Genomic DNA, 23,241 nt, shown 5'->3' on the forward strand with positions numbered 1-23,241 from the left:
CAAAAAAAAGCACTCCAATCGAGTGCTTTTTTCAACCTGCAGCCGGGCGACTTACTGAGCCGGCTCGTTCTGTGACAGCACCAGCTTGCCTTCCTTATCGACCGGAATCTGGTTGCCTGGATCGCGATCCATCCGCACCTTGCCTTCCTTGCCATCCAGCGAATAACGGACGTCATAGCCCACGACCTTGTCGCTGATGTCATTCACCGTGTTACAGCGAGTCTGGGTCGTGGTGTAGGTATCACGGTTCTGCATGCCTTCCTGCACCTTGTTGCCGGCATAACCGCCGCCAACGGCGCCAGCTACGGTGGCAATCTTCTTGCCGGTGCCGCCGCCGACCTGATTACCCAGCAAACCACCGGCCACTGCGCCAATGGCGGTACCGAGGATCTGGTGTTGATCCTTGACCGGCGCCTGGCGGGTCACGGCTACGTCCTTGCACACTTCACGTGGCGTCTTGATCTGTTTCTTGACCGGGTCAACGGCTAGAACTTGCGCATACTCAGGGCCGCTTTTAACCAGGCTGTAGGTGGCAACAGCACCCCCGGCAGTCACACCGACAGCACCCAATACCGCACCAACCAGCAACGACTTGTTCACATGAACCTCCTGACCATCATAGGCGGGACAACGCCCGCGCTTCTCCCAGCCTTGGAGCATAAAAAAAGGCGCGAGTTCAATACTCGCGCCTTTTAGGCCGACAGCTGGAAGACGATGGCCGTTATGGGCGGTCGTCGACTTCCTTATCGGTAGCCACCGGAGGAATCAGATCCTCGGTGCTCAGGTTCAGCCAGATCAGCACCACGTTAGCGATGTAGATCGACGAGTAGGTACCCGCCAGAACACCGATAAACAGCGCAATGGAGAAGCCCCACAGGTTGTCACCACCGAAGAACAACAGCGCCGCAATCGCCAGCAACGTGGAGATCGAAGTAGCCATGGTCCGCAACAGGGTCTGGGTGGTCGAGATGTTGATGTTCTCGATCAGCGTCGCCTTGCGCAGCACCCGGAAGTTCTCTCGAACCCGGTCGAATACCACGATGGTGTCGTTGAGCGAGTAACCAATGATCGCCAGCACCGCCGCCAATACCGTCAGGTCGAAGGTGATCTGGAAGAACGACAGGATACCGATGGTCACGATCACGTCGTGGATCAGCGACAGGATGGCGCCGACCGCGAACTTCCACTGGAAGCGGAAAGCCAGGTAGATCAGGATGCCGCCGAGCGCCATCAGCATGCCGAGGCCGCCCTGGTCGCGCAGTTCTTCACCGACCTGCGGGCCGACGAACTCGACACGCTTGACCGCCGCCGGGTTGTCGCCGCCAACCTTCAGCAGCGCTTCAGCGACCTGATGCCCCAGCTGCGGGTCTTCGCCGGGCATGCGCACCAGCAAATCGGTAGTTGCACCGAAGCTCTGCACGATAGCGTCGTGATAACCCGAGGAAACCAGCTGCTCGCGCACCTTGGTGACATCGGCCGGACGCTCGTAGGTCAGCTCGATGAGCGTACCGCCGGTGAAGTCCAGGCCCCAGTTCATGCCCTTGGTCGCGACACTGAACAAGGCCAGCAACGAGAGGAACAATGTGACGCCGAACGCAACGTTGCGAACGCCCATGAAGTTGATTGTACGTAACATGGCAGCCCCTTAAATCCACAACTTCTTGAAGTCACGACCGCCGAAGATCAGGTTGACCATCGCGCGGGTCACCATGATGGCCGTGAACATCGAGGTAAAGATCCCGAGGGACATGGTCACTGCGAAGCCCTTGACCGGGCCGGTGCCCATGGCGAAGAGAATCCCGCCGACCAGCAACGTCGTCAGGTTGGCGTCGAGAATCGCAGTAAATGCCCGGCCGAAGCCTTCGTTGATTGCCCGCTGGACGGTCATGCCCGCCGCAATCTCTTCACGAATCCGCGAGAAGATCAGCACGTTGGCGTCTACCGCCATACCCATGGTCAATACGATACCGGCGATACCCGGCAGGGTCAGCGTAGCACCCAGCAGCGACATCAGCGCCAGCAGCAACACCATGTTCACTGCCAGAGCGACGGTGGCGATGATGCCGAAGAAGCGGTAGATGGCGATAATGAACAGGGAGACAAACAGCATGCCCCACAGCGACGCATCGATACCCTTGGTGATGTTGTCCGCACCCAGGCTCGGGCCGATGGTGCGTTCTTCAGCGAAGTACATCGGGGCAGCCAGGCCACCGGCACGCAGCAGCAGTGCCAGCTCGGAGGACTCGCCCTGGCCGTTCAGGCCGGTGATACGGAACTGGGCACCCAGTGGCGACTGGATGGTCGCCAGGCTGATGATCTTCTTCTCTTCCTTGAAGGTCTGCACCGCCACGTCTTTCTCGACGCCGTCGACCACTTGCTTGGTGTAAGTGGTAACAGGACGCTGCTCGATGAAGATCACCGCCATGCTGCGACCGACGTTGTTACGGGTCGCACGGCTCATCAGCTCGCCACCGTGGCCATCCAGGCGGATGTTCACTTCTGGCGTGCCTTGCTCGCCGAAGCCAGCCTTGGCGTCAGTCACCTGGTCACCGGTGATGATCAGGCTACGCTCGATCTGTGCCGATGGACGATTGCCTTCACGGAACTCGAACGTTTCCGAAGTGGCTTTCGAAGCGCCCGGCTCTGCAGCCAGACGGAACTCGAGGTTGGCCGTCTTGCCCAGGATACGCTTGGCTTCAGCCGTGTCCTGCACGCCTGGCAGCTCAACCACGATGCGGTTGGCGCCCTGGCGCTGCACGATCGGTTCGGCAACACCCAGCTCGTTGACGCGGTTACGTACCGTGGTCAGGTTCTGCTTGATGGAGTATTCGCGGATTTCCGCCAGCTTGGCCGGGGTCATCGCCAGACGCAGCACCGCCTGACCATTGAGGTCGGCCGGAACAATATCGAAATCGTTGAAGTTCTGGCGGATCAGTGCACGGGCCTGCTCGCGGGAAGCTTCATCAGTGAAACCCAGCTGAATGGCACCGTTGAGTTGCGGCAGGCTGCGATAGCGCAGCTTCTCTTTGCGCAACAGGCTCTTGACGTCGCCTTCGTAGACTTTCAGGCGGGCATCGAGGGCTTTGTCCATGTCCACTTCCAGCAGGAAGTGCACACCACCGGACAAGTCCAGACCCAGCTTCATCGGGTGCGCGCCCAGGCTGCGCAGCCATTGCGGGGTGGTCTGTGCCAGGTTCAGTGCAACGACGTAGTCATCACCCAACGCCTTGCGCACAACGTCCTTGGCCGGCAGTTGGTCTTCAGCCTTCACCAGGCGAATCAGACCGCCCTTGCCACCCGCCGTCAGCGAGGTCGCCTTGACGTTGATCCCGGATGCCTTGAGCGCAGCGCTCACTCGATCCAGATCAGCCTGATTGACCTGCAGCGCAGTGCTTGCACCGCTGACCTGAATGGCCGGGTCATCAGGATAAAGATTGGGAGCGGAATAAATCAGACCGACCGCCAGCACCGCCAGGATCAGAATGTATTTCCACAGAGGGTATTTGTTCAGCATCACGCCGCCCGCTTATGACGCGGGGCGCCTTGCGCGCCCCGTCGATTGAGTAGAAGTTGAAACTTAGATCGCTTTGAGCGTGCCTTTTGGCAGCGTGGCGGCGATGGCGCCTTTCTGGAACTTCATTTCGACAGTGTCGGAGACTTCCAGAACCACGAAATCATCAGCCACTTTGGTGATCTTGCCGGCGATGCCGCCAGTGGTCACAACTTCGTCGCCTTTTTGCAGGCTGCTCAGCAGGTTCTTCTGCTCTTTGGCGCGCTTGGCCTGTGGACGCCAGATCATCAGGTAGAAGATGACCAGGAAACCGACCAGGAAAATCCACTCAAAGCCGCCGCCCATTGGGCCTGCAGCAGGTGCAGCAGCGTCAGCCATGGCGTTAGAGATAAAAAAGCTCATTTAGCACTCCAGTTGCAAATGTTGAATCTTGGGGTCAGAAAACTCAGTCCAAAGGCGGAACGGGAAGCCCGCGTTTGGCGTAGAAGGCATCGACAAAGGCGGCCAATGTACCCTGTTGAATAGCCTCGCGCAAACCAGCCATAAGCACCTGGTAATGGCGCAAATTGTGGATGGTATTCAACATGCTACCCAGCATTTCGCCACACTTGTCCAGATGGTGCAGATAAGCACGGGAGAAGTTCTGGCAGGTATAGCAATCGCAGGTCGGATCCAGCGGCGAATCATCATGGCGATGGAACGCGTTGCGGATCTTCAGCACGCCTGTATCAATGAACAGATGCCCATTGCGGGCATTACGGGTTGGCATCACGCAATCGAACATGTCCACACCGCGGCGCACACCCTCAACCAGATCTTCCGGTTTGCCAACGCCCATAAGGTAACGAGGTTTGTCAGCCGGCATCTGGCCCGGCAGATAATCCAGCACCTTGATCATCTCGTGCTTGGGTTCGCCCACCGACAGACCGCCAATGGCCAGGCCGTCGAAGCCGATCTTGTCCAGGCCTTCCAGGGAGCGCATGCGCAGATCCTGGTGCATGCCGCCCTGAACGATCCCGAACAACGCCGCCGTATTGTCGCCATGGGCATTCTTCGAACGCTGGGCCCAGCGCAACGACAGCTCCATGGAAATGCGCGCGACGTCTTCGTCAGCCGGGTACGGCGTGCATTCGTCAAAAATCATCACGATGTCCGAGCCCAGGTCACGCTGGACCTGCATCGACTCTTCCGGCCCCATGAACACCTTGGCGCCATCCACCGGGGAGGCGAAGGTCACGCCCTCCTCCTTGATCTTGCGCATGGCGCCCAGGCTGAACACCTGGAAACCACCGGAATCGGTCAGGATCGGGCCTTTCCACTGCATGAAATCGTGCAGGTCGCCGTGCTTCTTGATCACTTCGGTGCCAGGGCGCAGCCACAGGTGAAACGTGTTGCCCAGAATGATTTCCGCGCCGGTGGCGGTGATATCCCGCGGCAGCATGCCCTTCACGGTGCCGTACGTGCCCACCGGCATGAACGCCGGGGTCTCGACGGTACCGCGCGGGAAGGTCAGGCGACCGCGACGCGCCTTGCCGTCTGTGGCAAGCAACTCAAACGACATACGACTTTGGCGACTCATTCTTTGTCCTCAGGGCCACGTGGTGCGGGGTTACGGGTGATAAACATCGCATCACCGTAGCTGAAAAAACGGTATTCATGCTCCACGGCGGCTTTATAAGCGGCCATGGCTTCGGGATAACCGGCGAACGCCGAAACCAGCATCAGCAGCGTGGATTCGGGCAAATGGAAGTTGGTGACCAGGGCATCGACCACATGAAACGGCCGCCCCGGGTAGATAAAGATGTCGGTATCGCCACTGAACGGCTTGAGCACGCCATCGCGCGCGGCACTTTCCAGGGACCGCACGCTGGTGGTCCCCACCGCCACTACCCGTCCACCGCGAGCGCGACAGGCCGCCACTGCATCGACCACATCCTGGCCGACTTCCAGCCATTCAGTGTGCATGTGGTGATCTTCGATCTTCTCGACGCGCACCGGCTGGAACGTACCTGCACCCACGTGCAGGGTCACGAACGCCGTCTCGACGCCCTTGGCGGCAATCGCCTCCAGCAGCGGCTGATCAAAATGCAGCCCCGCCGTCGGCGCCGCCACCGCGCCCAGGCGCTCGGCGTACACCGTCTGATAACGCTCGCGATCCGAGCCTTCATCCGGGCGGTCTATATAAGGAGGCAACGGCATGTGCCCGACTCGGTCCAGCAGAGGCAACACCTCCTCGCTAAACCCCAGCTCGAACAACGCATCGTGACGGGCCAGCATCTCGGCCTCGCCACCGCCATCGATGAGGATCTTCGACCCAGGCTTAGGCGACTTGCTGGACCGCACATGGGCCAGCACGCGATGACTGTCGAGCACCCGCTCAACCAGAATTTCCAGCTTGCCGCCGGAAGCTTTCTGGCCAAACAGCCGCGCCGGAATCACCCGGGTATTGTTGAACACCATCAAGTCGCCCGGGCGTAAATGCTCAAGCAAATCAGTGAATTGACGGTGTGCCAGGGCGCCGCTGACCCCATCAAGGGTCAACAGGCGACTGTTGCGACGCTCAGCCAATGGATGGCGAGCAATCAGCGAATCAGGGAGCTCGAAAGTAAAGTCAGCAACGCGCATGATGGGGTTCGTCTAGCAGGGCCGGGAAGTCTAGCGGAAATATCAAAAATTCTCCATGAAACGTGATTGACCAACGGTAATCTCATCTCTATACTTCGCCGCCATTGAGCCCTGATGGCGGAATTGGTAGACGCGGCGGATTCAAAATCCGTTTTCGCAAGAAGTGGGAGTTCGAGTCTCCCTCGGGGCACCATATAGATAGATCAAGATGCCGCTCAATGCACCTTGAACCCAAAGAAACCGGCCACTTGGCCGGTTTTTTTGTTTCTGTATAGCCCATCTTGAATCAGCTTGTGCAATTCAAGGAATTGGGGGGCTGGAAAAAGAGTAACATCGCCTGAACGCCCCTAAAACCTGCTGTGACACCCTGCTACCGCTATGTTTGAATGGGGCTTTTCACCTCGCGGAAGGACAACGCGTCACCGTTCTGGACAGGATTTCTGCTGTGGGCAAAGCTAATCCCCAGACAGCAAAAAGCCGTCACATGGACGGCTTATTCTTTCTGCGACGAACTCGGGTGACTACGCCTTCAATTCATCTGGTGTGTGCGTTTTGAGCCAGTCGGCCAAGGCGGCGTTCATTCGCGTTTGCCAGCCAGGCCCAGAGGCTCTGAATTGCTCCAGCACCTCAGGATCAAAGCGAACATTGACGTGTTCTTTAGTGGCTGCCGACTTTGGCCGGCCACGCTTCGGCTTGAGCATCTCCTTTGCCTGAGCCTTGCCGAACAACCCCGCTAGCACATCGCTGGCAGGCTTGGCCTTCGCGAAATCCTTGGCCGACCATTCAGGGTTTGTCCTATCGACCATCTCAGGATTGAGTTTCTTGGTCATAGCTTTTGACCTCCCGCTTGTTGGCTTTACGAAAACTGATGACGTGAACCGCATCGCCCCGAGGGGTGAACACCACGACATGCAGCCGATCCCCTATGTACCCCATCGCCCGATACCGGCACTCGCCGTAGTCAAAGCGATCATCTTCCACGATCAAGGCCGTAGACCATTCAAATTCCCGGACCTGGGCAAATGGCAGTCCACGTTCTTCAACGTTGCGAGCCTCTTTGGCTGGGTCATAAGTAATCCGCATGGTATTATTGTACCCACAGTAAATTACCCGTACAAGGGTTAGCTAAAACGATCATCGTTACTGTGGCTGGAGGGAGGACAGGGAAACACGCCAGGCCCCGGCTTACTTCGTCCAGACAGAGGTTGAGGGCTGGATCAGGAGAAAAATGAACGGCCGCCAGGGGGCGAACAACGAAACAAAGGCGAATCAGCTACCGCACGGCCTACAGCTCAGCAGGCCCTGTATGGTGGCCTGTATGGCAAAAAAACGAATGGACTTGTAAGCTGCGCAGATCAAGGCTTGCTACAGCCCCCTCGGGCGCCAAAATCAAGAAAGACCTTGCTTGGCAAGGCCTTTTTTTCGCCCGCGATAAACCACCTGACACCCCACCACCCCCCCGTAGGAGCTGCCGAAGGCTGCGATCTTTTGATCTTGNAAGATCAGCGTCAACTGCCAGGCCAAGCTCACCGAAGCCATCACCTGCCTCAACACGATGTTCCGCGAGAAGAAGTTCGTCGTTGTGTCGCTACGCCCGGGAAAGGACCGCACTCTCGACCAGAACGCGCTGTGGTTCGCCCTGTACCAGCGTATCGCCCAGATGACCCAGATCGGTGACGTGGACGATGCTCGTAAGTACTGCAAGTTGCACTTTGGCGTGCAGATCCTGCTGAACGAGGACGACGAGTTCCGGATTGGCTGGTACCGAACCATGCGTCACCTGACCTACGCGGAAAAGTTGGACCTGATGGGGGGCTGTCCCTTGTTTGGGCCTGATGGCTTCCCTGTGACCCGGTTGTTCAGCCGAGCACAGGGCATCGCTTACACCGATCGCATCGTTGCCGACTTCACGGAGCGCGGTGTGGTGTTCACGGATCTGCTGGGCGAGGTGGCGGCATGAGCCAGAAACTAACTATGCGCTACATCGCTTGGCAGGTAGCAACCGGGATGTTCGACAGCGACATGTACCGGGAGGCTTTGAAAGGGCTCTGCCGGCTGGCATTCGCAGTAACCGCGTTTGTTCTTCGGCTGCTGATGCTTGCCACGTTTCCCGTGTCAGTGCCATTCCTCTGGGGCTTCTTCCGCGTGATGGAGCCGATCAACCAGAAGCGAAGGAAGGCTCGTAACGAGAAGGCCGTGCAGGCTTATCGCAAGCGCTTGCAGGAGGAGGACTGATGCTCGCTACCAAGCAACCAAAGCCCAAAACCTGCAAGAACCCAGCGTGCAGGGCCTCTTTCGTCCCGCAACGTCTCGGGCAAGCAGTGTGCAACTACACCTGCGGACTGGCCATCAAGGAAGTGAATCAGGAGAAGGCGCGCAAGTCGCTGGCCCAGGTTGAGCGCCGGGAGATCAAGGTCCGCAAGGAGAAGCTGAAGAGCCGGGCCGAGCACCTCAAAGATACGCAGCAGGCTTTCAACGAATTCATCCGGTGGCGCGACCAGGTGGCGGGGCATCCGTGCATATCCAGCGGGCGGCCATTGGACTGGTCCGGCAACCAAACAGATGCTGGGCATTATCGATCAACAGGCGCAGCGCCTCACCTGCGCTTCGATGAACGCAACTGCCACGCACAAAGCAAGGCTGACAACCGGTTTCTCTCTGGGAATGCCGTTGACTACCGGGTCGGCTTGATTGCCCGGATCGGCCTTGAGGCAGTCGAGGCGCTGGAGGCCGATCAGTCGGTGAAGAAGTACACGGTGGAAGATTTGAAGGCGCTGACTGCGCATTACCGGGCGAAGACCAGAGACTTGAAAAAGGGAGCAGCAGCATGAAAATCAATTCTGCACGCCAGGCATGGCACGACTGCAACTACAACCCGGCCCCAGGCCAGACCTCCGACGTTACGTTACTGGGCGTGGTGGTGCAGGGTACAGAGCGCGGGCCGACTGCCGACCATGCGGTGCACGGCGCACTAGCTGGACAGATCCAGTCAGCGATCGCAAGGCTTCACCACCAGCTGCGCGCATTCGGCAATGCTATGTATGCGGCCGAGCCTACGGATGACGATCGGGAGGAGGCGGAGGAGGCCGTATTCAATCTGGCCTGCTCCCGGGTTTCGCGCATGACAGCCGACAAGAGGGATCGCGCCGAGTACGTAGCCAAAGGGGTGTTCCGTCGCTACCGCTTCATGCACCAGGGCGGGCAGTCGGCCAATGACGATCCGCTGATCAAGCCTGAGATTTTCCGCGCATGGATGAATGCCGAGTACGGGATCAAGCTTCCATCGACTGCTTGGTCGCGTGACTGGGAGCCGTTCGTTCAGCTCTGCTTCGACGCCTGCTACGACATTGACGCGAAGGCTCTGAGCCCAATCGGTGGGGTGATTTACAAGATGAGAGAGGCTGCTTGACTTCCCGCACGGCTGAGGGCATCATTTAGCCATCGTTACAATTTTGCCTTCGGCAACTCACACCAAAACCCTGCTTTCGAGCGGGGTTTTTTCGTTTTCGGCACAGCCACACCCATTGCTCCGAGCTGGGAGTGCAGCTGTCGCCGACTCCATCACCGCAGGCGAAAGACCGGAAAGACCCTCCTGCCATATCGACGTCAGAGGATCTGCCCATGTCTCATATCACCCGCTGCAAAATGACTCTTCGCTCCAAAGGGCCTGTTCAGGGCTCGTCGGAATCACTGACCCGCCTGCACTTCGGCGCTGTGTGGTCGGCAAATCCTGCCGAAGAGGATGCGATCTACGGCAAGTACACCCCATACGGCGAATACACCGTGAACGTGGTCGCCGATCGCGCTGAGCATTTCGAAGAAGGGAAGGATTACTACTTCGACATCTCGCCAGCTTTCTGATTCACCGCAGCCAGGGCGGCCTCACGGGAGGCCTGGACACTGATAAGCCGGCAAGTGCAGTGCTACGACAAAACACCGGCAGCCCGCGTACCCCGTCCTCACCATGCTTACGGGGTAGCGCGAGACTGGATCTGCGAGATCGATGCAACAGGGCGTCGACGTGGAGAGGGTCTTTGGCTGACAGCGTGGAAAGACATGCGCACCTATTCAGGGCCTCAGAATGATCTGGGGCCTTTTTTGTTCATGCTCCCCAAGGGGAGAACACCGGATGCCTGCCATGCCAGACAGACCTGAGAGCTGGGCCAAGTTCTGGGAGGCAATGAGCAATCCGCTCCTACAGGGCGCAATCATGGCGATCCTCATCTGCCTCCTTCGTGTCTTGTACGACGCCAAAGAAACCAGCAAGCGCCGGATCGTCTTCGAAGCGCTGATCTGCGGAGGTCTGAGCTTGTCCGCCAGTAGCGTTATCGCCTGGATGGAGTGGCCCTCAAATCTTTCGGTTGCTGCCGGAGGGGCTATTGGGTTCCTCGGGGTGACAGCCATGCGAGAAATGGTGACCCGATTCATCGGGCGCAAGGTGGACTCGTTATGAAAGCGTTTGCCGCTGCAGCAATCATCCTGCTTGTCGGCCTGCTCCTCGTCGGCATCCAGCAGTCGCGTGTTGTTGCCCTCAGGGGTGAGGTTGCTTTCGAAGCAGGCGAGAAGAAGAGGGCGGTCGATGCCAACCTCGAGAGCCAGGCCACCATCACCACTCTGCGGGCAGAAGCCCAACGCAACGCTGACTACCTCAAAGACCTGAACCTTCGGATAAAGGCCAGCGAGGACAAAGCCAAAAAGGCGAGGAAAGACTTTGAAGACCTCAAACGCAACAGCAAGCCTGTTCGTGATTGGGCTGCTCAGCCTTTGCCTGACGGCCTGCGCGGGAAAGCAACCACTGGTAACAAAGACCCAGGCCGTAAGAATTGAAGCGCCTGAGCTGATCCCCTGCGAGCGGGTGGACCAAGACCAAACAGACCTCCGCCTCAATGGTGACGTGTGGGAGCTGAAGGATCAGGCCATCAAGCTCCTCGACACGTGTGCCGACCAGGTGGACGCCCAGATCAAGCGCAGCCAGAGCAAATAAATCCGCGACACAAAACGAGCATCACGAAAACGTGGCGCGGAATAGGGCCCAAACATGACCGAGTCAAAACCACGAATTCAAGTCCAAGATGGAAAAGTTGTCTCGGTCGATAGTCTTTCGAACCTGGTAGCCAACATAGGCACCAATCGAGACAAGCGCTCGCACAACTCATTCGGCTTCGAGTTCGTGAATCAGGTAGAACTGGAGTCGGCCTATCAGTCCAACTGGATCGCCCGCCGGATCGTGGACAAGCCGAACGAAGACGCGCTGCGTGAATGGCGCAAGTTCAGCGGAAAGCAGTCCAAGCAGATCGAATCAGAAGAGCGCCGCCTGGGTGTACAGCAACACTACCTCGACACCTGCTGCTGGGCTGACCTGTACGGTGGCGCAGCACTGCTGATGGTGACCGGGCAGGACCTGAGCAAGCCGCTCGAACTGGACAAGATAAAAAAGGGCGGTTTGAAGAATCTGGTCGTCCTCGATCGCTGGGACATTCAGCCGCTTGAATTCAACCTGACCGACCCGCTCGAACCGAACTGGATGCAGCCAAACAGCTACATGATGGTCAACGGCACTCAGCCGATTCACTACACCCACATCATTCGCCGCACTGGTGCTCGCCTGCCGCGCCGCATGCGCATGTTTGAGCAGGGCTGGGGTGACAGTCGCCTACGTCGCTGCATGTCTGACCTGCGCGATGTGGTGGCCACCAAGGGCGGTATTGCCTCCCTGGTGCTGGAAGCCAACGTCGATACGATCAGCGTCAAAGGCCTGCAATCGGCCCTGGCCAGCGCTCAATGTGACCAGATCACCAATCGCTACCGAATGTTCGGCATGATGAAGTCGATCGTGAACCTCGGCCTGCTTGATGCAGACAACGAGGAATACGACCGCAAGAGCATCAGCTTCAGCGGCCTCAGCCAGATCATGGAACAGTTCATGGTGTGGACGGCGGGCGCCGCTGAAATGCCGGTGACCGAGCTTTGGGGCCAATCAGCAGCAGGCCTCAGCTCTACCGGTGAAGGCGACCTGAAGACCTATCACGGCACCATCAAGGGTAAGCAGGACGGCCAAATGCGCCTCGACCTTGAGATGCTCGACCAAGTGCTGATCCGCTCGGCACTGGGCACGTATCCGGAAGGCATCGAGTTCGAGTGGAATCCTCTGTCGCTGCCTTCGGGCAATGAGCAAGCTCAGGAAGACCTCGCTGATGCCCAAGCTGACGCGATGAACATTGAGTCCCGCGTGATCCGCCCAAGCCATGCCATGCGACGCGCTCAAGGTAAAGGCACCTACGCCATCACCGACGAGCAGATCGCGGCTCAAGAGCAGCTAGAGAAGGACGAAGACAATGGCCTTGGCGACGACGGCGAAGACCTCCCCGGCTTCTCCCTTGGCAACACTGACGACGACAAACCAGACGCTTCTGGAAAAACGCCGGAAAAAACCGAAAGCACCTAAGCCAGTGATGCCCAGCAGGGCGGCCGAGCGCTACTACCTCGGTCAGCTGCGTGCACTGGTCAGGGCGATGGCTTCCGAGCTGATCGCGTCACTGGAGCCTGAGCTTAAGCGCCTCAAGCCTGACTACATCGCAGACAGTCGCGTAACGCTCGATGGCAGCTGGACTGATCAGATGCTCAGATCGATCCGCAGCGTGTCCCAGCGCTTCACGTCACCACTGTTCGAGGCGCAGATCCAGCGGGTTGCCGCAACGACCATCAGTCGTGCTGAGGCCGACAACGCCGAAGACTTCCGCGACTCGATCAACAACGCAGTAGGTGTCGACTTCCAGCTGATCACCAAGCCCAAGGGTATGGTCGACTATCTGGAGGCCTCCACCGCTGAAAACGTCAACCTGATCAAGTCCATCCCTGCCGAGTACTTCAGCAAGGTCGAGACGATTGTCTTGGGCGGCATGAAGGATGGCCTTGCGCCTACCACCATTGCCAAGCAGATACAGGAAGAGACTGGCGCCAGTGCCCGGCGAGCCAAGCTCATCGCGCGTGACCAGGTGTCACAGCTCAACTCAGACCTGACCCGGCAACGACAAACAGCCGCCGGCCTTGTGTTCTACAAGGCTGTCGATGCTGCCGACCAGCGTGTCAGCGGCAACCCGGGAGGCAAATACCCCAACGCCAAGATCAGCTGCTGGGGTATCGCCCGGCAAGACATCGGTTATGGGCCGGGCGTCTACAAGATTGCCGACGGTGCGAGCTGGGGCGGTAAAACCGGACTGCACCCAGGAAAGCACCACGTTCTCTGCCGATGCGTCGGGCTACCCATGATCCCTGGCGTGAACTATTTCCCCGACAAGAACGGGTAACCCATGAAAAGAATGACCATCGACGAGGCCTTCAAGCCTACGTCGCGCACGATCACGCCTGAGGGTTTCCTTTGTGTGAAAGGGGTTGCGGCGCGGACCGGGGTTTATCAGTACGTCTCGACGGAACTGGAGCTCCCGGGTCCACCACGGATCGTCAACGTCTACCGCTCCCCTGAGGAGGTGTTCTCGCCCGAATCCATGGCGACCTACCTCGACAAAGACGTGACCAATGACCACCCGGAAGACCTGGTCGACTCGACCACGTTCAAGGATGTCTCGGTTGGCCATGTTCGTGGCGTTGAGCGCGACGGCGACAACTTGATCGTCGACATGATCATCAAGGACCAGTCGGCAATCGATGCCATCCAGTCCGGCAAGTCTGAGCTCTCCCCCGGCTACCTGGCCGAGTACGTCGAAGCCCCGGGCATCGCCCCGGACGGCACAGCGTACGAATACGAGCAGCGCGACATCCAGATCAACCACAACGCGGTTGTTGAAGCAGCGCGGGCAGGAAAGATCGCCCGCATTTTTGACCACAAACCGAAAGGTGTACCAATGGCACAACGGAAAGTCTTTTTAGACTCCAAGAAAAGCCGCTCCATCATCCTTGACGAAGAGGCCGCTTCGGTAGTCGAAGAGGCTATTTCCGCACTGGAAGACCTGGCGGAAGACGCAGCAAAGCGCGCAGACGAGGCCGAAGCAAAGGCTGACGAGCTGAGCGACAAGCTGGACGATTCGGCCAAGTCGACCTCTGACGCCGCCATCGGCGTGAAGGTCAAGGCCACCCTAGACACCATCGCTCTGGCATCCAAGGTCGTTAAGTCCTTCGACGCCAAAGGCCTGGTATCTCCTCTGGAGATCAAGCGTGCCGCGATGGCTCAGCTCAAGCCAACCCGCGACTGGGCCGGCAAGTCCGAAGCCTACGTCCTGGCTGCCTTCGACGCCGCTGCTGATGAAGCAGACGAGAAAGGCGAGGACGAGGACGACGACAAGTCGAAAGTCAATGACAGCCTGACTCAGTTCGCCAAGGACGCTGCAGCTCGCGGCCTGAAGCCAACGCAGGACGGTACCGACGCCTACAACACATTCCTGCGAGGTGGCAAGTAATGGGCACTGCAATTGATACCTTCGGCCAGTACGCCGGCAAGGCCTACGAAGGCCAGATCAATGACCTGAGCATGGCGGATGTCACCACTTCCGTCGCCTCGGTCGTCATTCCATTCGGTCGGGCAGTCATGTCTGCCGCAGTCGACAAGCAGAGCCAGCTGCCTGCCGCCGGCGCCGGTTTCTTCCTCGGCATCTCGGTGCGCAAGCCTGTTGGTGTGAGCGGCAGCTTCCTGACCGGTCAAGTCTCCGACAGCGGCAACGTGGTCGGCGCCTATCGCGTCAACGAAGAGGTGAGCCAAGTCAGCACCGGTCGCATCTGGGTCAAGACCCTGGGCGGCGCCACCAAGGGCGCGCAGGTCTACGCCGTGCCGCTGACCGGCGAGCTGACCAACGCCGCCACCGCAGGCAACCACCTGCTGCCGGGTTGCGTATTCAAGACCACCGCCGCGGCTGGTGAATTGGCGCTGGTACAGGTCAAGTCCGACGTCGCCACCACCATTACCACTTAAGGATCGACGAATGAAGACTTTCGACGCCTCCGCGCAGGCTCAGCTGGGCTTCCTCATCGGTCAGTTGACCTATGTGGAGCAAGAGGTGCTGCGCCAGCCGTACCCAGAAATCAAATACCCTTCGATCCTGACCGTGGACACTTCCGCCCCGGACTACGTCGAATCGATCGCCTTCAAGGTGCTCGACTACAAGGGCGAACCGGCTCCGATCGGTGACGTGTCCCACGACTTCCCTCTGGCCGAGATTGCATCCAAGGTCGGCGGTGTGGACGTGGTTCAGGCTGGCCTGGGCTACACCTACACCCAGATCGAAGTTGGCAAGGCTCAGGAAATGGCGAATAGCCAGGGCTTCGGCGGCGCGATCAACTACCTGGCCGAGAAGCCAATCGCGACCCGCACCCTGACCGAGCAATGGTTGGATCGCGTGGCATTCGTCGGTGACGCTCGCTGGCCTTCGCTGACCACTGGCGGCCTGCTGAAGTACCCAGGTGTTCCTGTTGTTGCTACCGGCACTCTGCTGGGTGGCGCGAACAAGACCATCGCAGCGATCCTGGCGGCCGGCGGTGAAACAGCGGCGAACGAGATCCTGACGCTGCTGAACAACGCGATCCTGCGTGTTTACGCAACTCAGACCAACTCGATTTTCCGCCCGACGCACATCTTGCTGCCGCTGGTCGAATACGGCCTGCTGACCACCTTCCGTATCCCGAACACTGCGGAAACTCTGATCAGCTACCTGGAGCGTGTGCTGAACATCAAGATTGAGCCAATCCTGCAGGCGGCCACTGCCGGTGCTGGCGGCGGCAATCGCATGATGGTCTACACCAAGAACGCCCAGTTCGCCAAGTTCCACCTGCCGATGCCGTTCACCCTCAATGCGCCGATCCCGTCGCATGGTGGTCTGCGCTTCGAAGCAGCTGGTGTCGTGCGCACTGCCGGTACCGAGCTGCGCGTTCCGATGTCCCACCTGTACGTCGACGGTATCTAAGGGGGTCGCATGGCTCGCAAACAAAGCAAGGCAGGCGATTCCGCTTCGGCGGACGTCTGGACCAACACCAGCCAGAACCCGGTAATTCTGGGTGATGGCAGCTCGGTCGCCCCCGGTGCACAAACCTCCCCGGAACAGGCTGAGTTCGTTGAAGGCTCGTTCTGGGAGGAGCACGGCGTTCTGGTATCCGGCTCGCCGGTGCTGAGCGAGGCCGGCTCGCGCAAGGCTGAAGAGCTGGAGGCGGAGAACGAAACCCTGCGCGCCCAGCTGTTCGAAGTGAGCGCCAAGGTCGAGTCGCTTCAGACTGAAAACGAAGCGCTGAAGGCCAAGATCCCAAAGGCTGAGTGAAACCCAGCAGCCCCGCCCAGTGCGGGGCTGTTGTTTTCTGGAGGTTGCAACCGTGGCTGAACTGACAATTGAAGTGACGCCGGCGATCATTGCTGACTTCCGAGCGTTCTACGAAGAATTTTCCGACAGTGCCGCCTGGTCTGACACCAAGATCACGAAGGCGCTGTACATCGCTCGCGGCGAGTTTGGTGGCTGCGCGCACTGGGGCGACTACAAGCCCTATTCATTCTTCCAGCGAGGCTGGTTCGCCCTGGCGGCGCACTACCTGACTTGGAACAAGGCTACATCTGACGCCACTGGTGCTGATGGCAGCGCATCGACCCCCTACGCACAGTCCAGCAAGTCTGTACGTGACGAGTCGGTGTCCTACGCCATCCCGGCGGCTAACGCCAATCTGACGGTGTGGGAAGCATCCCTGGCCCTGACTCCATACGGACTTGAGTACCTGCACCTACGCTCGCGGGCTGCCATGGGAGCCATCTGCGTATGATTTCCCCGACCGTTAGCCTCATCGGCAAGCAGCAGGTCGAGGAAGCGCTGAAAGAGCTGGCCAAGCGTCTGGGAAGCGATGCGCGTGTGCTTGCGGGCGTTCCCAAGGGGGCCGGCAACTACGAAGACGGCGTGACCCTGGCAACAATAGCCGCAGTGAACAACTTCGGATCCGCCGACGGAAAGATTCCGGCGCGCCCAACGCTACAGCCTGCCATCGAGAAAGGCGCTCCGCAGTATCAGCGGCTTGCTGAGGTGATGATCCCCAAGGTTTTATCCGGCGAAATGACCATGCTCATGCTGCTGGAGCAGATGGGGCAGCTTGCCGAGGGGCATATCAAGCAAGAGATCACGGACATCGACAGCCCGCCGAACGCAGCCGCGACGATCGCGAGGAAAGGTTCTGACAATCCACTGATCGACACCGGCGCATTTCGCCAGTCTATCCGCTACGTCATCGACGACGGCTCGGAACCAATCGAAGAGGGTCTGTGATGGGGCTGAACATGCGAGGCCACGTCTCCGGCCCATTCGTCACGCACTCGGGAGTGGTCCTGAATCGCTACACCAGCGAGATCATCGACTTCGAACCGGCTCTGACTTTGAGCTACACCGACAGCTTCAACGCCAACGTGCAGCCGGTCAGCGACAAGGAGATCGAGTTCCTGCAGATCGGTGCAGAGCGCATCAACGACGTCAGGGTGATTCACCGCAATGACGGCAAGGGCATCGAGGTTTCGGTACCCGGCCACCTCGCGGACATCCTGGTATTCGCTGAGACGCCCGATAAGGCGCCGACCTGGTGGAAGTCCATAGCGACCGACTTCAGGCCTTGGCACAACTTCTGCCGCGCTGTCGTGGCCAAGCTGGACCCGGCTGAGATCGCCAAACTGGAGGCGCGAACCGATGCTTGATGCAACTGCGCTATCCAAGGCTGTGTGCAAGATCGTCATGGCTGCGACAGGCCTGCCAGCCAACAAGATCATCATTGGTGACCCGGGCGTCGGCGCTCCCGCTGGCAGCTACTGCGCCGTGCGGATTGATAGCCCCGCCCAGTTCGGCCAGGCGCTCAACTCGCAGCGCAGCGTCGTCGCCGAGGATGACCCGCAATACATGGACATCATCGCCAAGGTGGCCACCCAGTTCACCATCGGATTCAGCATCAACTTCTACCGGGCTGGCGCGATGGGTTATGCCTCAGCCATGTGCGAGGCGAACAAGCGCGAGCCGATCAAGGCCCTATTGCGCACCGCAAAGCTCGGCTGGTCCCGCACGTCTCCGATCAACAACCTGACCGGCCTATATCAGGCTGCGATGGAGGAGCGAGCCCAAATCACCTTGTACCTGAATGGCGAATCCGTCGCCGAAGACCGCATCCAGCGGATCTATCGCGTGGGGTTCTCCGCGCAAACCGAACAAACTGGCGCCATTGCGCAAGGGGAAGTAAATGGCTTATCCAGCTGAAAGCATCATCAACATTTCCACGCTGATCAACTCAGCCGGGCTCGGGACCTCCAATTTCGGCGCGGGCATGGTGTTTGCTGACTTCGACTCGTCGAGCGACGTGGCATTTGTTGAGGGCAGCTATCGCGACTACGGCTCGGCCCCGCAAGTGGCGGAGGATTTCGATATCGCCTCTGACCCTTACGCGGCGGCGCTGGCCTGGTTCTCGGCAGTGCCGAAGCCGAAGACCTTGCGCATTTACCTCCGCGTCGAAGAAGACAGCCCGGTCGAGTCGCTGAATGACGCGATCAACAAAGGCATCTGGTTCTACTGGTTCGAGTTCGAGACTTCGATCCGCGCTGTAGATACTGATGTGCTGGCCTTGGCCGCCACCGGCGACGCTGCTGGCAAGTTCTTCGCGTACACCACCAACCAGGCAACCGTCCGCGACCCAGCTGTCACCACCGACATCGTCAGCAAGGCTTTGACCCAGGGCTCGCGTCGCCTGTTCGTGGCCAGCCATGCGACCGAGCTGTATGAAGGCTTCGAGATTGCCGCAGTGTTCAGCCGCGTCAACTTCAACGCGGCCAACTCGACCATCACTGGTGAATACAAAAAGCTCCCAGGCATCGACGCTGAAAACCTGACTCCTACTGCATACGGCGCCATGAAGGCTAAGGGGGCGGTGTTCTACACCGTAGTTGAGACTGGTGGCGAGCGGGACAATGGCCGGATCATCAACTCGAAGACTACGTCGACATTCGGCGAATTCATCGACGACGTGTTCAACCTGGACGCATTCACGAACTTCATGACCATCGCGCTTTACAACGCGCTGACCAAGGTGCCCACCAAGCTGCGCCAGACTCCTGCCGGCCAGCAGATCCTGATCGATGCCGCCGCGCAGATCGGAGAGAAGTTCATCGGCAACGGCTACCTGGGCGAGCGTCTTTACCTGGACGACGAGACCGGCGAAGAGAAGCTGAGCCGTGGCTACGAGATCCTGACCAAGGCCGAAGACATCCTGCTGATCTCCGATGCCGAGCGCGCTGCTCGCGGGGCGGCCCCGATCAGCATGCGGATCTTCCGTGCAGGCGCCATCCACACCGTCGACCTGACGGCCAACGTAGAATAAGAGGCGCTGACCAATGGCACTTTCCGATCTTTCTGTAGAAAACACCATCGTGGTAATCACCGGCGTCGGCGTCATTGACGACTGGGGCCGTACCGATCCGCCCTTCACCATCGAGCCTATCGATGACAAGTCGGTGTTGAGTCGTGGTCTCGGCGGCAATGCCGTCAAGTTCACCCGCAAGAATCCAGGTCAGCGACTCACGCTGAACCTGATGCCGGGCAGTCCTCAGGCGATCGGCTTGCAGGCGATGGTCAATGCTGGCACCGAAGTTTCCGGTTCGTACGCCTCGATCTCTGGCCTTGAGGGTGCGGTCTTCGCCGAGGGGGTTGGCACTCGCGGCAAGTCGATGGCGCGCGGCGGTCCCGGCATGAATGACGCGACCTTCGTCTTCGAATTCAACGCAGGTCTCGCGCAATGAATCAGGCCGAAGCCCATATTCGATCGATCGAGCATGACGGCGTGACGTATCGCTTCGCCATGCCCAGTGCCGAGAAGCAGCGCGCCGTGCTGTTCAGGCTGGGGAAGTACGGCGTAGAGCCAATGATCCGGGGCCTGGCCCTGGCTGAAGTCGGCGCGGCGTCGTCCTTCGTGGTAGCGGGCGGCATCGTCGGCACCATGTTGTCTCGCATGCCTGAAGACGACTTCAACTTCGTCTGCGACTCCATGCTGGGCAAGCTGTTCAAGGAAGGCAGCTCCGCGCCGCTGACCATGGAAGACTTCTCTGGCCGACTGAAGACCTACTTCACCCTGGTGGTGATGGCGCTCGGGAACGTCTACGAGGATTTTTCCGGACTCCTGACCCTCTTCCAGAAATCTACCGCTTCAGCCGAGGCGGCGGATACGAGTCAGGAGTCCGCCTAAACCCGGCGGTCGACTGGGAGCTGTGGCGTCCATGTGTCGGGATCCCCGGCATGTGCCCGCCACTTTGCACCTACAAAGACCTCACCGACGGCACCCATTCGCTCGGCTGGGTCAAGCGAGCGAACCTGGTCATGGATGAAATGATCTATGCCCGCCAGCTGGCCGAATCAACTCGCCCTAAATAGCCCTGCAATCGCGGGGCTTTTTGTTTTCAAGGAGCCGGCCTGTGAAGGTGCTCGAATCGTTTCTAATTGCGCTGGGCTTGAATGTTGACAAAAAGTCCTTCGAGGCTGGCGAGAATGCGTTCAGCGGCATTACCAAATCGGCCCTGCAGCTCGGCGCGGTACTGGCCAGCAAGCTTGCAATCGACAAAGTGGTCTCCGATTTCAAAAACGCCGGCACCGAGCTCGACAATTTCAACAAGCTGACCGGGATGAGCACGCAAAACGTGCAGATGCTCGGCCAGGCGATAAAGGCCCAGGGCGGCAATGCGGCGGATGCATTCGCCGACATGACCAAGCTTCAAGACCTGATGGCCTCACCTATTACCGGCAATACCGGGTGGTTTGGCGACGTGGCCAAGCTGGGTCTTGATCCTGACGTCATCATTGGTGCGCAGGACACTGCCGAGGCGTTGACCAACATCGCTAAGCAGTTCGAAACCATGTCACCGCTCAATCAGCGCCTGGCGGGTAACGCCCTGGGCCTAAGCGAATCAACCGTGCGTCTGCTGATGAAAGGCAGCGAGGAAGCCCAAAAGCAACTCGACGTGCGCGGCAAGCTCGGGATCATGACTCAGCAGCAGATTGACGATGCGGCACGATTGACCAAAGCGTCCAGTGAGCTCGACCTTGTCTTCACTGATATCGGCAACACCATTGCTGGCGAGCTGGCCCCGGCCTTTGCCGACATGGCTGAGGACTTCGTCGCCTTCTACCGCGACAACAAGGATCTTATCGACTCGGGCCTGAAAGAGTTCTTCGGCGAACTGGCAGACAACATCGAGCTGGTCGCCATTGCCATGGCCTTGCTGGGCGGCAGTGCTGCGCTCAAGGGTCTCGCCTCTCTACGAGCCATCGTTGGCCTGGGCGGAGCTGGGGCGGGAGCTGGAGCGGCTGGAGCGGCAGCGGCTGGCGGCGCGTCCATGCTGACAGTGGCCGGCGGCAGCGTTGCGGCGCTGCTCTACTCGAGCAAGCTCAACGAGGGCGAAGACACCGAACTGCTGAACAACCGCCTGAAGAAGGGCGGCGGTGAGGCGGTCGGCGCAACCGTGGACTTCTTCATGCAGAAAGGCTGGACCCGCGAGCAGGCAGAAGGGCTGGCAGCCAACCTGGAGCAGGAGAGCGGGTTCAAGGCGGACGCAGAGGGTGACGGCGGCCAGGCTTATGGCTTGGCGCAGTGGCATCCAGACCGGCAGGCCGAATTTGCCAAGAAGTACGGCAAGGAAATCCGCAAGTCCACCGGGGCCGAGCAGCTTGAGTTCATCAACCACGAACTTACCCGAGGCAACGAGAAGACTGCCGGCGGCAAGCTCAAGATGGCCGATAACGCCTACGACGCAGCGGCGATCGTGTCTCGCGAATACGAGCGCCCCGCTGACAAGGAGGGCGAAGCTGATCGGCGCGGCGAGCGGGCCAGATCTTACGGGGTCGCACCTCCAAAGCCCGACCAGTTGTTCGGCGGTGAAATCGACTCAGCTAAGAGCAAGACCCAAGAGCCGGCTTATGACGAGCCCGGCTCCTCGAGCAAAGTTCAGCGCGAGGCTCCCCGCGAGCACACGGCGAACTCAGTCGTTCAGCCCGCCGCGCAGGATTCGGTCACGCCTTCGCCCGGCAGCGGTGCTGCTTCTAGCCAGCCAGCGTACACCGACAATCGCCAGTTCCACATTCACGGAGCCGATGTCGGCAAGGTCAAGCAGATCATCAACGAACAAATGAGCGGCTTGACCGAGCAGACCATGCAGGACTTCAGGAGCCCCGAAAAATGAGCCTGATGAGCATATTCGCCAAAAATCTTCCGAAAATCGGCCCGCTGGAATTCGACGCCAAGCTTGAAGGCAAGACCAATAAGTCGGTCCAACTCACCCGCTTTCCGATTGAGTTCGGCGCGCCTGTAAATGATCACGCCATCCTGCTGCCGAATCGCTACCTGTTGACCGGGGCTGTCTCGAATAGCCCTCTCGGCCTTGGGTTGAGCGACATCGGCATGATGGGTGCCGGCGCAATCGCTACGGCAGTCGGTGGCATCGGTGGTGCTGCAATCAGCGCCGTATCGGCCTACCTGCTATCGGGCGGAAACGAAACCCGAGCATCGACCGCCTGGGCATCGCTGAGCGCACTGCTCGAATCCCGCGCCAAGTTCGACCTGGATACCGGCAAAGAGATCATGCGCGACATGGTGCTGGTCGACCTTTACGAGGGAACCGTTCCTGAAAACGAGGATGGTCTGGTTTTCGTCGCCGAGCTTTATCAGGTGCGCGTTATCCGATCACAGGTAGCCCAGGGCGTCACCTCTGCAGAGCAGCTTATGCAGAACGACCGCGTGTCCACACAGGGCGCGCCAATGATCAGCACCGGCGATGCGGCCGTCGAGGTTATCCAATGAGCCGATTCAAGGTAGCCGTCCAGGCGCTGCCCGCGCAGACGTTTAGCGCGCGACTGGGCACAAACACGCTGGTCATTGAGTTGCAATGGATGTCCCGGCTTGAGGTGTTCCGCGTGAACATCCTGACCCCTCTGGGCGTAACGCTGACAGCGGGGCGCTCCCTGCTCCCGGGCTCAGACCTGCTCGCCGGCCTGTATCCGCCGCCAAGAATTAGTTACGGCTCCCTGACGCTCGAGGGGGATCAACCTACCCCGGAGAACCTGGGGGTCACTAACCAATTGGTGTGGTCCGATGAGCAATGAAATATTTCTGCG

33 protein-coding genes and 1 tRNA gene are annotated in these 23,241 nt (G+C 59.4%); 26 read left to right on the forward strand and 8 right to left on the reverse strand.

The window, feature by feature from the left end; all coding sequences use genetic code 11:
- Positions 1 to 51: 51 nt before the first annotated feature.
- The 6 genes from HYI44_RS23555 to queA all read right to left on the reverse strand — a co-directional run bounded on the left by HYI44_RS23555 (position 52) and on the right by queA (position 6,136).
- The gene (locus HYI44_RS23555) at positions 52 to 600 is read right to left on the reverse strand and encodes a glycine zipper 2TM domain-containing protein (protein ID WP_045061576.1); all 549 of its coding nucleotides are present in this window, start codon (positions 598 to 600) and stop codon (positions 52 to 54) included.
- A gap of 121 nt (positions 601 to 721) precedes the next feature.
- Positions 722 to 1,636: a protein translocase subunit SecF gene (gene secF, locus HYI44_RS23560; RefSeq protein WP_122837618.1), complete on the reverse strand. Its 915-nt coding sequence runs from the start codon at positions 1,634 to 1,636 to the stop codon at positions 722 to 724.
- Positions 1,637 to 1,645: 9 nt separating this feature from the next.
- A complete protein-coding gene (gene secD, locus HYI44_RS23565; protein ID WP_225570639.1) occupies positions 1,646 to 3,514 on the reverse strand; it encodes a protein translocase subunit SecD in 1,869 nt (622 codons plus the stop codon).
- Between the two features lie 63 nt (positions 3,515 to 3,577).
- On the reverse strand, positions 3,578 to 3,913 hold the full coding sequence (gene yajC, locus HYI44_RS23570; protein ID WP_007982729.1) for a preprotein translocase subunit YajC: 336 nt from the start codon (positions 3,911 to 3,913) through the stop codon (positions 3,578 to 3,580).
- Positions 3,914 to 3,956: 43 nt separating this feature from the next.
- The gene (gene tgt, locus HYI44_RS23575) at positions 3,957 to 5,072 is read right to left on the reverse strand and encodes a tRNA guanosine(34) transglycosylase Tgt (protein WP_163019375.1); all 1,116 of its coding nucleotides are present in this window, start codon (positions 5,070 to 5,072) and stop codon (positions 3,957 to 3,959) included.
- Positions 5,073 to 5,086: 14 nt separating this feature from the next.
- Positions 5,087 to 6,136, reverse strand: a complete 1,050-nt coding sequence (gene queA, locus HYI44_RS23580; RefSeq protein WP_122837616.1) for a tRNA preQ1(34) S-adenosylmethionine ribosyltransferase-isomerase QueA — start codon at positions 6,134 to 6,136, stop codon at positions 5,087 to 5,089.
- A gap of 108 nt (positions 6,137 to 6,244) precedes the next feature.
- Here queA and HYI44_RS23585 point away from each other — a divergent pair.
- Positions 6,245 to 6,329, forward strand: a tRNA-Leu gene (locus HYI44_RS23585).
- Positions 6,330 to 6,657: 328 nt separating this feature from the next.
- Here the strand turns inward: HYI44_RS23585 and HYI44_RS23590 are convergent.
- Positions 6,658 to 6,966, reverse strand: a complete 309-nt coding sequence (locus HYI44_RS23590) for a BrnA antitoxin family protein (protein ID WP_225570640.1) — start codon at positions 6,964 to 6,966, stop codon at positions 6,658 to 6,660.
- Positions 6,944 to 7,219 (reverse strand): BrnT family toxin, encoded by a 276-nt coding sequence (locus HYI44_RS23595; RefSeq protein ID WP_225570641.1) that lies wholly within the window; start codon positions 7,217 to 7,219, stop codon positions 6,944 to 6,946. Before HYI44_RS23595 ends, HYI44_RS23590 begins: the two co-directional genes overlap by 23 nt.
- A 472-nt stretch (positions 7,220 to 7,691) precedes the next feature.
- On the opposite strand from HYI44_RS23595, the gene HYI44_RS23600 reads away from it, so the two are divergent.
- From HYI44_RS23600 to HYI44_RS23715, 25 genes are all read left to right on the forward strand, one after another.
- Positions 7,692 to 8,096 (forward strand): hypothetical protein, encoded by a 405-nt coding sequence (locus HYI44_RS23600; protein ID WP_225570642.1) that lies wholly within the window; start codon positions 7,692 to 7,694, stop codon positions 8,094 to 8,096.
- Complete coding sequence (locus tag HYI44_RS23605) at positions 8,093 to 8,371, forward strand: hypothetical protein (RefSeq protein ID WP_225570643.1); 279 nt, start codon at positions 8,093 to 8,095, stop codon at positions 8,369 to 8,371. The genes HYI44_RS23600 and HYI44_RS23605 overlap by 4 nt, the downstream gene beginning before the upstream one ends.
- A complete protein-coding gene (locus HYI44_RS23610; RefSeq protein ID WP_225570644.1) occupies positions 8,371 to 8,967 on the forward strand; it encodes a recombination protein NinG in 597 nt (198 codons plus the stop codon). The genes HYI44_RS23605 and HYI44_RS23610 overlap by 1 nt, the downstream gene beginning before the upstream one ends.
- Entirely contained in the window at positions 8,964 to 9,545 is a 582-nt protein-coding gene (locus tag HYI44_RS23615) for a hypothetical protein (protein WP_225570645.1), read from the forward strand. The genes HYI44_RS23610 and HYI44_RS23615 overlap by 4 nt, the downstream gene beginning before the upstream one ends.
- 212 nt (positions 9,546 to 9,757) lie before the next feature.
- Entirely contained in the window at positions 9,758 to 9,997 is a 240-nt protein-coding gene (locus HYI44_RS23620; RefSeq protein WP_225570646.1) for a hypothetical protein, read from the forward strand.
- A 268-nt stretch (positions 9,998 to 10,265) separates the two neighbouring features.
- Complete coding sequence (locus HYI44_RS23625) at positions 10,266 to 10,589, forward strand: phage holin, lambda family (protein WP_225570647.1); 324 nt, start codon at positions 10,266 to 10,268, stop codon at positions 10,587 to 10,589.
- A complete protein-coding gene (locus HYI44_RS23630) occupies positions 10,586 to 10,963 on the forward strand; it encodes a hypothetical protein (RefSeq protein ID WP_225570648.1) in 378 nt (125 codons plus the stop codon). Before HYI44_RS23625 ends, HYI44_RS23630 begins: the two co-directional genes overlap by 4 nt.
- Positions 10,932 to 11,120, forward strand: a complete 189-nt coding sequence (locus tag HYI44_RS23635; RefSeq protein ID WP_318653945.1) for a hypothetical protein — start codon at positions 10,932 to 10,934, stop codon at positions 11,118 to 11,120. Before HYI44_RS23630 ends, HYI44_RS23635 begins: the two co-directional genes overlap by 32 nt.
- A gap of 54 nt (positions 11,121 to 11,174) precedes the next feature.
- Complete coding sequence (locus HYI44_RS23640; protein ID WP_225570650.1) at positions 11,175 to 12,581, forward strand: DUF1073 domain-containing protein; 1,407 nt, start codon at positions 11,175 to 11,177, stop codon at positions 12,579 to 12,581.
- Between the two features lie 7 nt (positions 12,582 to 12,588).
- On the forward strand, positions 12,589 to 13,443 hold the full coding sequence (locus HYI44_RS23645) for a phage head morphogenesis protein (RefSeq protein ID WP_225570651.1): 855 nt from the start codon (positions 12,589 to 12,591) through the stop codon (positions 13,441 to 13,443).
- A 3-nt stretch (positions 13,444 to 13,446) separates the two neighbouring features.
- On the forward strand, positions 13,447 to 14,550 hold the full coding sequence (locus HYI44_RS23650) for a DUF2213 domain-containing protein (RefSeq protein ID WP_225570652.1): 1,104 nt from the start codon (positions 13,447 to 13,449) through the stop codon (positions 14,548 to 14,550).
- The gene (locus tag HYI44_RS23655) at positions 14,550 to 15,059 is read left to right on the forward strand and encodes a hypothetical protein (RefSeq protein ID WP_225570653.1); all 510 of its coding nucleotides are present in this window, start codon (positions 14,550 to 14,552) and stop codon (positions 15,057 to 15,059) included. The genes HYI44_RS23650 and HYI44_RS23655 overlap by 1 nt, the downstream gene beginning before the upstream one ends.
- Before the next feature lie 10 nt (positions 15,060 to 15,069).
- Positions 15,070 to 16,047: a major capsid family protein gene (locus HYI44_RS23660; protein ID WP_225570654.1), complete on the forward strand. Its 978-nt coding sequence runs from the start codon at positions 15,070 to 15,072 to the stop codon at positions 16,045 to 16,047.
- A gap of 9 nt (positions 16,048 to 16,056) precedes the next feature.
- On the forward strand, positions 16,057 to 16,395 hold the full coding sequence (locus HYI44_RS23665) for a hypothetical protein (RefSeq protein ID WP_225570655.1): 339 nt from the start codon (positions 16,057 to 16,059) through the stop codon (positions 16,393 to 16,395).
- Positions 16,396 to 16,447: 52 nt separating this feature from the next.
- On the forward strand, positions 16,448 to 16,885 hold the full coding sequence (locus HYI44_RS23670) for a DUF4054 domain-containing protein (protein WP_225570656.1): 438 nt from the start codon (positions 16,448 to 16,450) through the stop codon (positions 16,883 to 16,885).
- Positions 16,882 to 17,379: a hypothetical protein gene (locus HYI44_RS23675; RefSeq protein ID WP_225570657.1), complete on the forward strand. Its 498-nt coding sequence runs from the start codon at positions 16,882 to 16,884 to the stop codon at positions 17,377 to 17,379. Before HYI44_RS23670 ends, HYI44_RS23675 begins: the two co-directional genes overlap by 4 nt.
- Before the next feature lie 11 nt (positions 17,380 to 17,390).
- On the forward strand, positions 17,391 to 17,798 hold the full coding sequence (locus tag HYI44_RS23680) for a hypothetical protein (protein ID WP_225570658.1): 408 nt from the start codon (positions 17,391 to 17,393) through the stop codon (positions 17,796 to 17,798).
- Positions 17,791 to 18,348 (forward strand): LIC_12616 family protein, encoded by a 558-nt coding sequence (locus HYI44_RS23685; protein ID WP_225570659.1) that lies wholly within the window; start codon positions 17,791 to 17,793, stop codon positions 18,346 to 18,348. Before HYI44_RS23680 ends, HYI44_RS23685 begins: the two co-directional genes overlap by 8 nt.
- Positions 18,332 to 19,462, forward strand: a complete 1,131-nt coding sequence (locus HYI44_RS23690) for a DUF3383 family protein (RefSeq protein ID WP_225570660.1) — start codon at positions 18,332 to 18,334, stop codon at positions 19,460 to 19,462. The genes HYI44_RS23685 and HYI44_RS23690 overlap by 17 nt, the downstream gene beginning before the upstream one ends.
- Before the next feature lie 13 nt (positions 19,463 to 19,475).
- Positions 19,476 to 19,880 (forward strand): hypothetical protein, encoded by a 405-nt coding sequence (locus HYI44_RS23695; RefSeq protein ID WP_225570661.1) that lies wholly within the window; start codon positions 19,476 to 19,478, stop codon positions 19,878 to 19,880.
- A complete protein-coding gene (locus HYI44_RS23700) occupies positions 19,877 to 20,323 on the forward strand; it encodes a phage tail assembly chaperone (protein WP_225570662.1) in 447 nt (148 codons plus the stop codon). Before HYI44_RS23695 ends, HYI44_RS23700 begins: the two co-directional genes overlap by 4 nt.
- A 50-nt stretch (positions 20,324 to 20,373) precedes the next feature.
- Positions 20,374 to 20,508, forward strand: a complete 135-nt coding sequence (locus HYI44_RS29325; protein ID WP_263868940.1) for a hypothetical protein — start codon at positions 20,374 to 20,376, stop codon at positions 20,506 to 20,508.
- A gap of 41 nt (positions 20,509 to 20,549) precedes the next feature.
- On the forward strand, positions 20,550 to 22,310 hold the full coding sequence (locus HYI44_RS29455) for a phage tail tip lysozyme (protein WP_225570663.1): 1,761 nt from the start codon (positions 20,550 to 20,552) through the stop codon (positions 22,308 to 22,310).
- Positions 22,307 to 22,927, forward strand: coding sequence for a phage baseplate protein (locus HYI44_RS23710; protein WP_225570664.1), 621 nt, complete (start codon positions 22,307 to 22,309; stop codon positions 22,925 to 22,927). The genes HYI44_RS29455 and HYI44_RS23710 overlap by 4 nt, the downstream gene beginning before the upstream one ends.
- On the forward strand, positions 22,924 to 23,229 hold the full coding sequence (locus HYI44_RS23715; protein ID WP_225570665.1) for a phage baseplate plug protein: 306 nt from the start codon (positions 22,924 to 22,926) through the stop codon (positions 23,227 to 23,229). Before HYI44_RS23710 ends, HYI44_RS23715 begins: the two co-directional genes overlap by 4 nt.
- Positions 23,230 to 23,241: the final 12 nt, after the last annotated feature.

It is taken from the genome of Pseudomonas sp. Y24-6, assembly GCF_020295325.1.
GTDB lineage: Bacteria > Pseudomonadota > Gammaproteobacteria > Pseudomonadales > Pseudomonadaceae > Aquipseudomonas > Aquipseudomonas gregormendelii.

Coding starts and splice junctions, on each gene's coding strand:
- HYI44_RS23650 (WP_225570652.1), top strand. CDS start 13,447: ATGAAAAGAATGACCATCGACGAGGCCTTCAAGCCTACGTCGCGCACG.
- tgt (WP_163019375.1), bottom strand. CDS start 5,072: ATGTCGTTTGAGTTGCTTGCCACAGACGGCAAGGCGCGTCGCGGTCGC.
- HYI44_RS23645 (WP_225570651.1), top strand. CDS start 12,589: ATGCCCAGCAGGGCGGCCGAGCGCTACTACCTCGGTCAGCTGCGTGCA.
- HYI44_RS23680 (WP_225570658.1), top strand. CDS start 17,391: ATGCGAGGCCACGTCTCCGGCCCATTCGTCACGCACTCGGGAGTGGTC.
- HYI44_RS23605 (WP_225570643.1), top strand. CDS start 8,093: ATGAGCCAGAAACTAACTATGCGCTACATCGCTTGGCAGGTAGCAACC.
- HYI44_RS23595 (WP_225570641.1), bottom strand. CDS start 7,219: ATGCGGATTACTTATGACCCAGCCAAAGAGGCTCGCAACGTTGAAGAA.
- HYI44_RS23620 (WP_225570646.1), top strand. CDS start 9,758: ATGTCTCATATCACCCGCTGCAAAATGACTCTTCGCTCCAAAGGGCCT.
- secF (WP_122837618.1), bottom strand. CDS start 1,636: ATGTTACGTACAATCAACTTCATGGGCGTTCGCAACGTTGCGTTCGGC.
- yajC (WP_007982729.1), bottom strand. CDS start 3,913: ATGAGCTTTTTTATCTCTAACGCCATGGCTGACGCTGCTGCACCTGCT.
- HYI44_RS23710 (WP_225570664.1), top strand. CDS start 22,307: ATGAGCCTGATGAGCATATTCGCCAAAAATCTTCCGAAAATCGGCCCG.
- HYI44_RS23590 (WP_225570640.1), bottom strand. CDS start 6,966: ATGACCAAGAAACTCAATCCTGAGATGGTCGATAGGACAAACCCTGAA.
- HYI44_RS29325 (WP_263868940.1), top strand. CDS start 20,374: ATGTGCCCGCCACTTTGCACCTACAAAGACCTCACCGACGGCACCCAT.
- HYI44_RS23715 (WP_225570665.1), top strand. CDS start 22,924: ATGAGCCGATTCAAGGTAGCCGTCCAGGCGCTGCCCGCGCAGACGTTT.
- HYI44_RS23625 (WP_225570647.1), top strand. CDS start 10,266: ATGCCTGCCATGCCAGACAGACCTGAGAGCTGGGCCAAGTTCTGGGAG.
- HYI44_RS23700 (WP_225570662.1), top strand. CDS start 19,877: ATGAATCAGGCCGAAGCCCATATTCGATCGATCGAGCATGACGGCGTG.
- HYI44_RS23615 (WP_225570645.1), top strand. CDS start 8,964: ATGAAAATCAATTCTGCACGCCAGGCATGGCACGACTGCAACTACAAC.
- HYI44_RS23610 (WP_225570644.1), top strand. CDS start 8,371: ATGCTCGCTACCAAGCAACCAAAGCCCAAAACCTGCAAGAACCCAGCG.
- HYI44_RS23690 (WP_225570660.1), top strand. CDS start 18,332: ATGGCTTATCCAGCTGAAAGCATCATCAACATTTCCACGCTGATCAAC.
- HYI44_RS23675 (WP_225570657.1), top strand. CDS start 16,882: ATGATTTCCCCGACCGTTAGCCTCATCGGCAAGCAGCAGGTCGAGGAA.
- HYI44_RS23600 (WP_225570642.1), top strand. CDS start 7,692: ATGTTCCGCGAGAAGAAGTTCGTCGTTGTGTCGCTACGCCCGGGAAAG.
- HYI44_RS23630 (WP_225570648.1), top strand. CDS start 10,586: ATGAAAGCGTTTGCCGCTGCAGCAATCATCCTGCTTGTCGGCCTGCTC.
- HYI44_RS23685 (WP_225570659.1), top strand. CDS start 17,791: ATGCTTGATGCAACTGCGCTATCCAAGGCTGTGTGCAAGATCGTCATG.
- HYI44_RS23665 (WP_225570655.1), top strand. CDS start 16,057: ATGGCTCGCAAACAAAGCAAGGCAGGCGATTCCGCTTCGGCGGACGTC.
- HYI44_RS23695 (WP_225570661.1), top strand. CDS start 19,476: ATGGCACTTTCCGATCTTTCTGTAGAAAACACCATCGTGGTAATCACC.
- HYI44_RS23640 (WP_225570650.1), top strand. CDS start 11,175: ATGACCGAGTCAAAACCACGAATTCAAGTCCAAGATGGAAAAGTTGTC.
- HYI44_RS23660 (WP_225570654.1), top strand. CDS start 15,070: ATGAAGACTTTCGACGCCTCCGCGCAGGCTCAGCTGGGCTTCCTCATC.
- queA (WP_122837616.1), bottom strand. CDS start 6,136: ATGCGCGTTGCTGACTTTACTTTCGAGCTCCCTGATTCGCTGATTGCT.
- secD (WP_225570639.1), bottom strand. CDS start 3,514: ATGCTGAACAAATACCCTCTGTGGAAATACATTCTGATCCTGGCGGTG.
- HYI44_RS23655 (WP_225570653.1), top strand. CDS start 14,550: ATGGGCACTGCAATTGATACCTTCGGCCAGTACGCCGGCAAGGCCTAC.